General features: G+C 44.5%; 12 protein-coding genes. 4 read left to right on the plus strand and 8 right to left on the minus strand.

The window, feature by feature from the left end; genetic code table 11:
- The first annotated feature begins 166 nt into the window (after nucleotides 1–166).
- Nucleotides 167–1,360: an enoyl-ACP reductase FabV gene (gene fabV / locus MHH92_RS22925; RefSeq protein WP_340906514.1), complete on the plus strand. Its 1,194-nt coding sequence runs from the start codon at nucleotides 167–169 to the stop codon at nucleotides 1,358–1,360.
- A gap of 194 nt (nucleotides 1,361–1,554) precedes the next feature.
- Here fabV and MHH92_RS22930 read toward each other — a convergent pair whose 3' ends face one another.
- From MHH92_RS22930 to MHH92_RS22940, 3 genes are all read right to left on the minus strand, one after another.
- Nucleotides 1,555–2,802, minus strand: coding sequence for a DNA glycosylase AlkZ-like family protein (locus MHH92_RS22930; RefSeq protein WP_340906517.1), 1,248 nt, complete (start codon nucleotides 2,800–2,802; stop codon nucleotides 1,555–1,557).
- Nucleotides 2,803–2,851: 49 nt separating this feature from the next.
- On the minus strand, nucleotides 2,852–3,079 hold the full coding sequence (locus MHH92_RS22935) for a hypothetical protein (protein ID WP_340906518.1): 228 nt from the start codon (nucleotides 3,077–3,079) through the stop codon (nucleotides 2,852–2,854).
- 220 nt (nucleotides 3,080–3,299) lie between these two features.
- Complete coding sequence (locus tag MHH92_RS22940; protein WP_340906520.1) at nucleotides 3,300–4,418, minus strand: NADH-dependent flavin oxidoreductase; 1,119 nt, start codon at nucleotides 4,416–4,418, stop codon at nucleotides 3,300–3,302.
- Between the two features lie 223 nt (nucleotides 4,419–4,641).
- Here MHH92_RS22940 and MHH92_RS22945 point away from each other — a divergent pair, with 223 nt between their 5' ends.
- Nucleotides 4,642–5,109 carry a MerR family transcriptional regulator gene (locus MHH92_RS22945; RefSeq protein ID WP_340906522.1) on the plus strand — a complete coding sequence of 156 codons (468 nt, stop codon included), beginning with the start codon at nucleotides 4,642–4,644 and terminating at the stop codon, nucleotides 5,107–5,109.
- 157 nt (nucleotides 5,110–5,266) lie between these two features.
- On the opposite strand, the gene MHH92_RS22950 is transcribed toward MHH92_RS22945, so the two are convergent.
- The gene (locus tag MHH92_RS22950) at nucleotides 5,267–5,863 is read right to left on the minus strand and encodes a restriction endonuclease (RefSeq protein WP_340906525.1); all 597 of its coding nucleotides are present in this window, start codon (nucleotides 5,861–5,863) and stop codon (nucleotides 5,267–5,269) included.
- Nucleotides 5,864–6,125: 262 nt separating this feature from the next.
- Between MHH92_RS22950 and MHH92_RS22955 the strand changes: the two genes are divergently transcribed.
- Together MHH92_RS22955 and MHH92_RS22960 are read left to right on the plus strand one after the other, a co-directional pair.
- Nucleotides 6,126–7,394 carry a hypothetical protein gene (locus MHH92_RS22955; protein ID WP_340906527.1) on the plus strand — a complete coding sequence of 423 codons (1,269 nt, stop codon included), beginning with the start codon at nucleotides 6,126–6,128 and terminating at the stop codon, nucleotides 7,392–7,394.
- Between the two features lie 353 nt (nucleotides 7,395–7,747).
- Nucleotides 7,748–8,560, plus strand: a complete 813-nt coding sequence (locus MHH92_RS22960) for a putative RNA methyltransferase (protein WP_340907766.1) — start codon at nucleotides 7,748–7,750, stop codon at nucleotides 8,558–8,560.
- An 89-nt stretch (nucleotides 8,561–8,649) separates the two neighbouring features.
- On the opposite strand, the gene msrA is transcribed toward MHH92_RS22960, so the two are convergent.
- The 4 genes from msrA to MHH92_RS22980 all read right to left on the minus strand — a co-directional run bounded on the left by msrA (nucleotide 8,650) and on the right by MHH92_RS22980 (nucleotide 12,875).
- Complete coding sequence (msrA, locus tag MHH92_RS22965; protein ID WP_340906529.1) at nucleotides 8,650–9,165, minus strand: peptide-methionine (S)-S-oxide reductase MsrA; 516 nt, start codon at nucleotides 9,163–9,165, stop codon at nucleotides 8,650–8,652.
- A gap of 375 nt (nucleotides 9,166–9,540) precedes the next feature.
- A complete protein-coding gene (locus tag MHH92_RS22970; protein ID WP_017686880.1) occupies nucleotides 9,541–9,798 on the minus strand; it encodes a GlsB/YeaQ/YmgE family stress response membrane protein in 258 nt (85 codons plus the stop codon).
- Between the two features lie 309 nt (nucleotides 9,799–10,107).
- Nucleotides 10,108–11,412, minus strand: coding sequence for an ATP-binding protein (locus tag MHH92_RS22975; protein ID WP_340906546.1), 1,305 nt, complete (start codon nucleotides 11,410–11,412; stop codon nucleotides 10,108–10,110).
- A complete protein-coding gene (locus MHH92_RS22980) occupies nucleotides 11,412–12,875 on the minus strand; it encodes an RtcB family protein (RefSeq protein WP_076212337.1) in 1,464 nt (487 codons plus the stop codon). The genes MHH92_RS22975 and MHH92_RS22980 overlap by 1 nt, the downstream gene beginning before the upstream one ends.
- Nucleotides 12,876–13,126: the final 251 nt, after the last annotated feature.

The raw sequence follows: 13,126 nt of genomic DNA on the forward strand, positions 1-13,126 counted from the left end.
TTCTATTCACATCATCGCAAAATTAGTGATATAACGCCACCCTTCAAGTGAAATCAAACGAAACGGTTTCCGTTTCCGAGGTAATTGTTTTACAATAAGAAAGTATGTGTAAGAGCATTTTATCGAAATGCTGAAACATGAGCTGAATATGAAAGGATGCAAATAAATGATTATTAAACCAAGAACACGTGGTTTTATTTGTACCACTTCCCATCCTGTAGGTTGCGCTGCGCAAGTGCAGGAACAGATTGATTATGTGAAATCCCAGCCTGAGCTGAAAGGACCGCGTAATGTGCTCGTGATCGGTGCTTCCACTGGATACGGTCTGGCGTCACGCGTTGTTTCTGCCTTTGGAGCTGGAGCGAATACAGTCGGCATTTATCGTCCAAGCAGTTCCACAGAGAAACGCACGGCTTCTGCAGGCTGGTACAATTCCGCTGCATTCGAAAAAGCCGCGGAGGAAGCAGGCCTGAAATCGTACAGCGTTACAGGTGATGCATTTGCAAACGAAACACGAGACAAAGCCGTTGAACTGATTCGCAGTGAACTCGGTCAAGTCGATCTGGTTGTATACAGCGTAGCCTCGGCACGCCGTACCGATCCGAACACGGGTGAAGTATTTAACTCTGTGCTGAAGCCTATCGGACAATCCTACACGAACAAAACGGTGAACTTCCACACAGGCGAAATTAGCTCCGTTACCCTTGAACCGGCAAACGAAGAGGAAATTCGTCAGACGGTAACCGTTATGGGTGGAGACGATTGGGAACTATGGATGGATGCCCTGCAACAAGGCGGCGTGCTTGCCGATGATGCAACAACGATCGCTTTCTCCTACATCGGTCCTGAACTTACGCATGCCATTTATCGTGATGGTTCCATCGGTCAAGCCAAGAATCATCTGGAAGCGACTGCACACAAGCTGAATGATCGTTTGAGTGCCAAAGGTGGACGTGCGTACTTAACTGTAGCCAAGGCGCTGGTGACTCAATCCAGTTCTGCGATTCCAGTCGTGCCGCTGTACATCTCAGCATTGTACAAAGTCATGAAAGAAAAAGGCTTGCATGAAGGATGCATCGAGCAATTGCAACGTCTGTTCGCTGATCGCTTGTATGCGGGAGGAAAAGTTCCAACCGATGCCGAAGGCCGTATTCGCATTGACGATTGGGAGATGAGAGCTGACGTTCAGGAAGAAGTGGCGAAGCTCTGGAATGAGTTGACCACAGAGAACATCTACGATCTGTCTGATCTGGAAGGTTACCGTCGCGAATTCTTCCAGCTGTTTGGTTTTGAAACCGATGGTGTGGATTATGAAGCAGATGTTGATCCCAACGTTGAAATGCCTCATCTGGTGAACTAAAGAAGTTTTGGCGTGGACGTGAACCTAGGTTTTTGTTTTCGTTAGCACTTCTGATGTAATGCTAGAGATATGATATTAAAATCAAATGAAGAAGGAGGGGCCCTCTGGCTCCTCCTTCTTTGTCCTTTTTAGATCCTTTACCCCCTCAACAATTCCAATTTCCGTGTCCATACACTCTTTCATGTATCCCCTAATCAAATCGATTTAAGCAGCTTTTTCAGCTCTTTTGGTACCGTCTTCTCGATAGTAATGGAACGTGCTCCATGCATGGACGCAAAGAATTGAAGCCCCTCCCGAAAATCCGTAATCCATTCTTCCACAGGTGGAGCAGTCTCCTCCATCGATAAAAAACGAACGGTAAGTACTCCAGTTTTGCGATCAAGTCGTGGGTCCATACGTCCAATTAACCGATCACCGTGAAGAATAGGCATGGCATAATAACCGTAGGTTCTTTTCACCTCTGGCGTATAAATCTCCCATTTATAATGAAAATCAAATAAATCAACAATACGTTCTCTTCTCCATAACAGATTGTCCAGCGGCGGCAGGAAACGTACCGGGCCAGACGGATCATAGTGTGGCTCTTCCCTTTCCATGCGTAGCAGCAAATCCTCATCTTCAGCACGAATATAATAAGGCGTGGCCACGTCCTCCACCTTAAGTGGGATCATTCGCCCATCTGACACACGGGCAGCAATATCGGCGCGTCGTTCAGCCGCTGTAGATTTTAACCAACCCAGACGGGGATCACGGGCATCTACGACACGATACGCATGAATGTATTTATCCAGCAGAGCCTGTCTCTGGGCCAACACATCGATGTCTTCTTTTATCGGAAGTCCCTGTTGTTGCAACTCAGATTCGGTAATATGAAAATAACGTTCATTCCCCTGCCTCGCCACCACACGAATCACAGCGGAGTCCAACAGCAGATTCAGAGCAAGTGTGGTATCCTTTGTCTTTGGCACATCCGCACTGTCCCAATAACCACTTACCCTTTCAACAGCACGAAAAGCTCTTGAAGGCAAAGGACCCTCTTCCTTCAAACGCTGTAACACATGCTGCACTGTTTTCTCCAGACCTTGCAAGGACGGAGCCAGACGCTCCCTTAATTGGGCACGCACAGGTTCAAAGAGAGCATAATCCTCGATTGGAATGACACAGGCAGCATTTGCAAAATATTCAAACACCTTGTGATCACTCAGCAGTGTATTTAAGCTGTCAGCAGTATAACCAGGGTCACGAGCCCCCAGCACCAAATGCTGGTTTCCAGTTACAGCAGCCACAGGATCGATCTGCACGCAACCAAGGGAGCGAATTAAACTCAAAACTTGGTCGGGTCCCGAAGGTAAGGAAACTGCGGGCCAACGTCCCAGTAAAGCTTGCGTTTGCAGCAAAAAACGCCGAACGATTTTTTTATTCATGTGCAGCGCTGTTGTCATATGTATAGGTTCTTCCCTTCATTTAGTGTACAAAATTCTATCGTCTTACTTACCCAGCAATCCGCGCCTCACAGACAAAATAAAAAGAAGCACCACCATCCTGGATGATCTGCTTCTTGTGTTTGACCTTTTGCAATTTTTTCTGCTTCGTAGGCATGAGCCGTACATGCTGGGATAACGCACCATAATCTCCGTTAACTCTTCGGCTCTGTTCCGAGCACCATTGACCTGACCGCTCTGCTTTACGTAATGCTTTTTGTGTTTGTGTACGTGCCATAATGGATCACACACTCCTTTGGTTGATATACACTCAATATATCATGTGCAGCTACGCAAGTGAAGGTGAAGCTTTTTTGTTGAAGCGGATAAATAAACTATGTCCCATTTTCCTCAAGAAGAGTGAATAAAACCTGTTGTAATATATAAATTAATACAAAAGTTCTTGAAATCAAAAAAGGCCGCTATTATTAGCGTCCTTTTTTGATCTTTCATCTTCTTTATTGTTCAACTTTAAACCATGGACCTGCATTTTGTATGACACCCCATAGTTTCGCTGGCAACACAAGATCTCTAACGTTAGATGATTTAATCACGTTTTGGATTTCCGCCTCCCTTCCTTGTTGAACTTTTTCAACCCACGCTGGATCGGAGATTAATACACGTCCAATTACCGCTAAAGAGAGTCCTCTCTCCATACTTTCAGAGACATCCTCTGGGCTTTCCAAGGAACCCGCTGCAATTACAAAAATCCGATTGTTGGCATGTTCAACAATCAGCTCAAGATACGTTTTTTTGTTATCTTGGTTATATTTTGGTTTTGACGTAAGGGCTTGTACCAAGGAACCATGAACATAATCAACATTTTCTTCAATCAGTTTATCAATCAGTGCGTAAGTATCTTTCATTCTAAGGGCATCTTGTTGATGTTCCTCTGGGGAAATGCGGTAACCTAAAATAAATGGTTTTGTCGAATATCTCTCAATAGCTTTTTTCACCTCTCGAATAACAGCTATTGGAAAACTCAGACGTTTTTCCAGTGATCCCCCCCATTGGTCTTGACGTTTGTTGAAGAATGGAGATAAAAAGCTTTGAAGTAAAAAACCGTGGGCTCCATGGAGTTCAACACCGTCAAAACCAGCTTCAATTGCACGTCTTGTAGTTTCACCGAACGCATGTATAATTTCCAGAATTTCTTCATGTGTGAGTTCTCTAGGGGATACTGCTTCAGTCAGAGCAACACCGCTCGGACTTACCACGTCACCATTAGGAACTAATTCAGCAATCGCTTTATCTCCAGCATGGAACAATTGAAGAATTGCTGGAGCTCCCCCACTCTTAGCAACATCTGCCAATTTTTTTAGACTAGGGATAAATGAATCATTATATGCGGCGAATTCATGTGTAAATCCAATCCCATTGGGTAGGACATGAGTACAGCCCGTGATAACTAAACCTACACCATTCACTCTTTTTTTATAATATGCAACTTCCTCATCGGAAATCGTGTAATCATCATTACTTGACCATGTCGTCATCGGAGACATAACCACTCTATTCTTTAAGGTAATCCCTTTATTGAATGTAAAAGGTTCAAACAAGTTATTAAATTTACTCATTGTACGTTCTCCTTTGTATTTTGATTTCTAAGTGCTTATTTATGGAACAGATGAAGGTGACCTTATCTCATCCATCCCAATCACAAGTTCTACACAAGAATATCAGGTTAACCTAAGGGGAAGTAAAGTAGGAATTGATACGTAATTTCAAACGATTTTCTTTTAATAATCCTATATGTGATAGAATAACAGTTACAGTAACTGTAACTATGGAGGCGATCAGATGTTTTTTTCAATGAAATATGTGGTGGAGAATTATAATATAACTGCAAAGACACTTCGATTTTATGAAGAACAAGGGATATTACCAAATATTTCGCGCGATGAAAAAGGGAATAGAGTTTATACCGAACAACAAATCGATTGGATTTCTTTTATTCTTTGTCTCAAAGAAACAGGAATGCCGCTTTCTAAAATTAAAGACTACAAGGAATCTTATGAGATGGGGAACTCCACCTATTCAGAAAGAGAGGAAATGTTAAAGAAACATAAAATTGAATTACAAAAGAAAATCGAAGAGAGTTTGAAACATATGGAAGAAATAAATTATAAATTAGCTATGTATGAACTTCAAAAAGATGAGGTTAGGAAAAATCCTAACCACAATTTTAAATGTCACGGTCTTGAGGTGAACATTGTCGATACCCGGGGAGGTGAATCAAATATTCGGAATGCTACAACCAACAGATGAACAAACGGAGCTTTGAAATATCTATCCAGAAAAATAACCAATCGCCTATATTACCTAGCGATTGGTTATAATTGTTTTTAAAACGTAAACCTGACTACATTACTACTTTCGATTATATTTAAAAAATCTACATTAAAGCACAATAACACAATGCAACCTAGCGGGATTGCCGCTTTCGCCGGGACTGCCACGTCTCGATTGGTTCGTGATCATCTTCTTCGATCAGTTCCAATGCTTCTTCCACTCTTCTGGCTTTGAATAACAGAATTAATTCCATCAGGTCTTCCCGGTCCAGCAGCTTCACTCCATTAACCGCTGCAAGCGTCCGACAGGCTTCGGTGTAACGAGTGGACGTTAATACAATGGACCGGTCGGCTTCATAATAACGCATCGATGTATATATCTCCTGCACAGCACTCAACCCTACGGGATGGTTCGCACCATATCGCTTCGCTTGTATCACACTTCGTCTGCCGAGTCTATCAACAAACACCAGATCTGCCCCAAAATCCCGGCTGCTTGTTGTCTTATGCACCTCATCGTAACCGAGCTCTTCGAATAAATGATAGAGATATAATTCAAATTCCGAACCATCCTCCATCTTGTCGATGTCCTTTATTGTGATCTTACGAGGATTGGCTTCACTTCGGATCCGCTGCCCGCGCCCGATAACTCGCCGAATAATCCAGGCCAGCAGCAACAATATGATGATACATCCAATGACCCATAGGGTCACATTTTCACTCCAGTTCATAGCTATTCTCCTTGTTTCATTTCCTATGTTCTATCCAACCTCTTACACAGATATGGCTTGTCACCGCACTAAATATATCAAACTTCTACCTTCATCGAAAGAAGATGAATTCCCTGTAACCGTTATACTTCACCAAACATAGTCATTTCGACAGACCACTGATAAAAGGTTACAGTGCGTTCGGTTGAATTCAGCTTGACTTTAATGGTAAAATTCAACAATCGGTTCTATTTTGAACCGAAGAAGAAAGGTGGTTTATCACTTGCATACATTGACCAAACACAAGTCCAAAACATGGGCTGCCCTCATTCTCAGCGGCATGCTCCTCTTCACCATGAATACAACAGGTTACGCCGCTGCTTCAACCGAATCCATGCCCAAACCGGCGTGGACGTCATCTTCCCTGATGTTATCTGAGGTTAATACAGAGAAAGATGTCCTGATCAAGGGAATCCATGCCGTGCCATCCAAAAATCTTGTATATGTACATGCCTCCCAGCCCGTGACCAAAACAAGCAGCAAAACAACACTCGACTGGCAATTGGACTCTCTCCAAGCATTCGATGTTACGACTGGACAATTGAAGTGGAATACGATATTCCATGAGAAAAGTGGTCCTTATACCACCTACTCTGATTCGGTATATGCCAGCAACGGTACGGCTTATGTGTATATGGAATATTCAGACAAAACCAAAAAATTGTACTCATTCAATACATCCGGAAAAACCAACTGGGTCAAAACGGTGAATTCACCTGCAAGCATATCCCTATTGGATAACGATACGCTGATGGTTGCTTCAAGTCAGGGCATGCAATCAAATGGTTCGGTTCGCTCCGCCATCTCGTTATATGACAAAAAGGGTAAGCTGATTACTGAAAAGACCATCAACGGTAACGTGCTTAAGGCTGACCATGGTCGAATTGTAGTGGATGCCAGTAAACAAACCAAGGTAGGCAACTTCTGGCAGCAAGCTGCTAATCCCAAATTAGAGATCTATGATCGTACGTTGAATCGTCTGTCCTTCTACCAATTCCCTGCCAATGCAAATACATTAGGAGATGGAGGCGGTGAATCGCTGGCCATTCTCGACGATGGTTCCATCATTATGCGCGCCAATTTTGAGAACACCGGTAACCGACTGATGGGCTTTGGCATCGATGGCAAGCTTGCTTGGGGACGTGCCATTGCTGGTGATGCCTACATTCAGACGGCTGGCAACGGTTATACAGTCTTTACAGGGCAGAAGCTGGAACTGTACACGATGAAAGGCAAAGTGACTGAGCGTACGTTCAAGGACGCACAGCCTGCATTGATGCATGTCGACCAGACACAGGATGGTCAGTATCAGCTTGATTTTTCCAAAACAGGATACATTCTTGATCCTCAGACGCTGGAAGATGTGCACATCTTCACGACCAGTGCCTCAGTTCCTTCATTAGAAGGGGTCTCAACCTATGTCGATGATGTCATCTATTCCTTGAACGATGAGACATTGTCCAAATATGTATTAAAGGCTGCTGCAAAATAATGAACGGAGCGCTTCTGTATGACCGTCTAAACGGTTTACAGGGCGCTCTTTTATTTCACATTCGCCTGGCTCCCCTTATTTGTCATTTCTTCTCATCCTGTTATACTAGTAACGTTCTCTTGCTTCACCCTAATCTTGATAGGCAAAAGGGGCTTAACCTTCCTATGATTATTCAGTTCATTCGATACAGATAACTTGGGGCATAGCCATAAACCTCTTTTTTTGAATTTCGTGCAGAGGTTTATTTGTTGTGCCCTTTTCTTCAGTTATCCAAATCTGAATGAATGGGGTGTTATTCCATGTCAGTCCATCGCAGAGAACGTAGCGCTGCGCTTATTAATCCATACATCCATATGTTGAACTGTCCCATCTGTCATAGCCCTATGGCAACCATTAACTCAGGGAGCATTCAATGTGTGTCCAGGCATAGCTTTGATTTTGCAAGACAAGGCTATATCAATTTCATGACACGTTTTTTCAAGGGCAACTATGACAAACGTTTATTTACAGCCAAAAGGAATATCTTATCGGGAACCGGTATTTATGCTCCTTTGACCGAAGTACTACGCAGGTGGATCGCACGTTATTCCGTTGACATCAACTATCCCGTGCATATTCTGGATGCAGGCACAGGAGAGGGAACATTTCTGCAGCAGATTACGCAGAATACTCCAGCCGTTGGCTGGGGCATCGATATTGCCAAAGAAGGCATTGCCATGGCTTCCTCTGCCTACAACCAGCAAATCTGGTTTGTCGGCGATCTGGCATGCAGTCCGTTTGCAGAAGGTCAGCTGGACATCATCCTGAATATATTTTCTCCTTCCAACTATGAAGAGTTTGGACGAATTCTGAAGGATGGGGGATGGATCATCAAAGTCATCCCCCGTGAACAATATTTAATTGAACTGAGAGAAATGCTGTTCCTGAATCGACCTGATCGAGCAGACGGCCGGGAACTTACGCTGGACCGATTCCGCAAACATCATCATCTCATCGCCAGCATTCCGCTGACCTACACGATGCCCGTCACCGAAAACATGCTGGATTCACTCGTTCATATGACACCACTTTCCTGGCATCAGTCGGGATCATCCCTGGCGAGCATTCAAGCCTCCTTGTCGAAGATTACCATTGACGTAGAAATACTGGTGGGAACAATCAGATAACCATTATGGCTGATTTTAGCCGCCATACAGCCAAGAAGCCGGGCGAGTTCCAACTGGAACTTTCCCGGCTTTTCATGTGACCTGATGCATTATTTCCAGTTCTGCTCGATAAATTCGTCCCGTCCGGATAACGCACGGTCTTCCTTATAATGTTTTTCGTTTTTCTTGTGGTAATCCTGATGATAGTCTTCAGCCGGATAGAATATAGCTGCATCCCGAATTTCCGTAACAATCGGTTGATTGAATCGTCCGCTGGCTGCCAGTTCCTGTTTGGACTGTTCAGCAAGCTCACGTTGACGTTCATTATGCACAAAGATTGCCGTACGATACTGTGTCCCCCGATCCTGGAACTGACCTCCGTCATCCGTCGGATCAATCTGCGGCCAGTATAGCTCCAGCAGTCGTTCATAAGGGAATACATTTGGATCAAATGTAATTTCAACCACTTCGACATGACCAGTCTCCCCGGTTTTGACCTGCTCATATGTTGGATTCTCGACGTGACCGCCAGCATAACCCGATATAATGCCATGAATGCCCGGTTGTTCTTCAAACGGTGTAACCATACACCAGAAACATCCACCGGCGAATGTAGCTTTTTCCATTCCGTTCATCCCCTCTTATCTAAACTACCTTTTACACTTACTACTCCGATGACAGAACAACCTTCTGATCGCTGTTATCCCCAGATTTTTTATAATTGCTTTACAAGGAGAAAATCTGGTGTTAAAGGCGAGTGTATGCTTTCGAAGCAGCTTTCTTACAGAAAGCTTTTAGCTCCGCTTCTTCAGGTTATTTCTGTCCTCTACGTTCTCGTGTAAATGTTTAGTCCAATTTATATAGATAGCTTAATACGCTTATCTTTATATATTTTAAAACAACAAGAGGTTGATTGAAAGCCATGGTTATGGCTCTCAATCAACCTCTTCATTGGTAAAACATTTGGCTGACAACTAATTCAAGAAATTATCTTAATTAAGTTACCCGCGACTACGTCCCATCGAACGGAAGATCAAGCTTACGATGGCTACAAGAACGATCGCACCGATCAATGCAGGTACAATGTAGAATCCGCCCATCTCAGGACCCATATCGCCCAAGATTACTCCACCTAACCATCCACCGATAAAACCAGCAATGATGTTACCAATAACACCACCTGGAATGTCACGACCAACGATCAAACCTGCCAACCATCCAATGATACCACCGATAATTAATGACCATAACCAACCCATATCATTCACCTCTAATTAAAGTTTTTGTTGTTGTCTGTCTACTATTAACCGCTACAGAAGCATTTAAACAATTGGCATAAAAATTTTTGCATATTACCTTTTGTCCCCATGCATCTTTCTCTGCAAAACAAGCCTTAGTCAGGTATGGAAACAGATCGCGTTACTTTCCGGCATCTCACCAGCTCAGGGCTGCGTTATGTACCTCCCGAAAGTCATTGTATGTTAGAGCAGACAAGGTTAGTATCACCAATTGAGGTAGGATTATTTATAAAATTGCGTCATATTATAAGATTGATGGGTTAGGTCTGATCAATAAAAGCCTGCACGGCCCTTACCTGGCTGCGCCAGCCAAGTATGTTTGTGGCTCTTGTCCAGCTCGCCACGCATCGACTGAATGACTTTCACAATGTCTGTCTGTCCATTCTGATGCCATTCCAGCGCAGCACTCACATACAACTCACCTAGCTGTGCAAGAGAAAACGTGTCGGTCAAACGAGCTGCTTCTATCGTGCCTTCTTCACCCGCGAAAACGGTGAAGCCTCGTTGGCGCAAGTATTGCAAGCGCAGCGCTTCATCTGGCAACGGAATTTCATAAGCCCGGTCAAACCGTCCAGCACGGTTCATGAGGCCAGGATCTATTTTCTCGGGATAATTCGTTGTTCCAATCAGGAAAATGCCTTCTTTTGACGTAGCTCCATCCAGTGTATTCAGGAAAAAGGAACGGACTTCATCCGGCATCGAATCGATGTCCTCAATGATCAGTACCATCGGTGCCAACCGCTTGGCAGCCTCGAACACTTCACGCACTGATTCACTGTTGGTATACTCCGTAATCTGCCAATACGCAGCAGGGCCCGGGATACTTCCGGCAATGGATTTCACCAACGTGGTCTTACCATTCCCCGGATGCCCATACAATAAAATGCCCCGTTTGTACGGGATATCATAATCTCTGTAAAAAGAACGATCCGCTTCGAAAAACTGATCCAGCGAGCGGAAGATATCCTGCTTGATCTGTGCCGAAAGAACAACATCCTCTCTTCCCACGGAGCGAGTGATGGATTCCACATGGCGATCGCTGCCATTCCGGGCATCGGTGTAGACTGTTACTTTTTTCATATTTTGCTGACGTTCCCGTTCCCGGACACTTCCCAGAAATTGCTTCATCTCCTCATCGCCGACGGCAAAGACAAAGTCTTCACTGTAGATCCCGTTCTCTCGGAAAAATGGAACCCGCACAAGTGCTACGCCCCATTTCGGATAAGCAAATACGTTATTGCGAATGGAGTAATGCACACCATAAGTGGGTATATCTCCATCATCGTCGTAATGCAAGGTCTGAAGCTCCAGATCTTCGAATATACGGGCTACCAACTCCACTTCGTCACTGCCATTTTGCAGATCTTCCCGGAGTAACTCCCAGTATTCATTGTTCGGGTCAGAACTGGCATAAAGCTTGTACTCAACTCCATAGCGCTGAAGGAGCGCCTCACTGATTCCACGAATCAGCCTTGAATAGATGGCGTACCCTTCCACTCGAATTCGGGTATCATGTTGTTCGTCATAGGTATAGATCGCCTGGGTTGGATCTGTTTGTTTTTCGTTTATTGTCATTATTTCGCTCCCTTTACCGCTACAAGCGGTTTGCATTTGGCTACAACTTGAGCCAGGCCTGCGCCGGTAACACTGTCTATAATTTCATCTACATTTTTATAAGCCTGAGGTGATTCATCAATAATGGATTCAAGTGAGCGTTGGTTTACCACGATCTCATCTTCTGTACCCACACCCAGTGCCGTAGCAAAATCTTCCACGCTAATCAATCGTTTTGTTGCCGTCCGTGAACGGATGCGACCCGCACCGTGACATATTGAATAATAATTATCAGCACCCTGCGGCTGACCTACCATGATATATGAAGCAGTTCCCATGGAACCGGGAATAAGCGCCGGATGCCCTGTTGCCAGATAAGGCTTTGGATTGTCCGGATGACCTGCCGGCAACGCACGAGTCGCCCCTTTGCGATGTACAAAAACGGAACCTTGGTCTGCGTGAGATTCCTCCCAGGCATAGTTGTGCATCAGATCGTATAACGTACGAAATTCACATTTGGAGCCAAACACATCCCGGAATGCTTCGCGAATAGCATACGCAATCAGATGACGATTGACAACAGCGTAATTCAATGCAGAATACATCATGTTCACATAATGACGACCTTCCGCATGCTCCAGTGGAGCAAATACCAGTCTGGGATCGGATGTACCCAGGTTAAGCCGCTGCATGACTTTGGCAATCGCTGACGAACTCGTCTGACTTACATAACCACCCCACGCACGAGAGCCGGAATGAATCATGACCACGACCTGTCCATCATACAATCCCCAAGCTTCGGCGATTTCACGATTCTCTTCAGCGATCTCAATCGCCTGGATCTCGGCAAAATGATTCCCCCCACCCAGTGTTCCGAGCTGACGATGCGAACGATGCCATGTCATATCAGGAACGTGGTTTAACACATCCTCATCGTAACTGAACTTGCTGCTTTCCACATGTGTCATCGCGGTTGATTTTTTCGGTGTATAGCTGTCTGGAATATACTTTTTGGGTAAACCATGCAGTCCTTTACGAACAATATGCTCCAGTCTGATATCCGAGTAATGACCTCGCTGGTTCGCCTCCATCGGCAATACTTTCTCAATGGCCTTGACGAGTTTGCGGCGGAGCTTGATGTCTTTCAATTCGTCCTTGTGCAAGTTTGTCATATGCACTCGCATGCCACAGCCGATGTCACTGCCGACGATGGAGGGAGAAACGTATCCGCTCTGCGCATCCCACACAGCTGTCGTTCCAATGCACGTACCTACACCGACGTGTACGTCTGGCGTGTAACTCATATAAGAGATTCCCGGAATCTGCAGATTATTGTTTGCCATCTCGAATACCTTGTAATCGAGTGAGGAGAAGAGCTGTTGCGCCGCATATACGGTTAGGTCGCCTGCAGGCAATTTTACTTCATGCCGGTAGCCACCTGCGATTTCATTTGGATTAGTAAATAAATTAAATTCTGTATTCATAAAAGTGTATTATTCCTTCCTGTACGTTCAGCAAATTCGGTTTGCTGATTCATCTGTAAAATAAAACTAAAAAAAGCCATAGGCTAATCGCCCATGACTTCTACTGAATGACAATAACGGAGAACAGAGCAGCATAAACATGCTGTGTGTCTGTCATCCATCGCTATAATATAAGCGAAGAACGCATATCGATTATAAAACTCGCTAAACGATATGCCTATCCCCTATGTCGACCGTATGAGGCCAATGAA

This window comes from Paenibacillus sp. FSL M7-1414 (assembly GCF_038003195.1).
Taxonomy (GTDB): Bacteria; Bacillota; Bacilli; order Paenibacillales; family Paenibacillaceae; genus Paenibacillus; species Paenibacillus amylolyticus.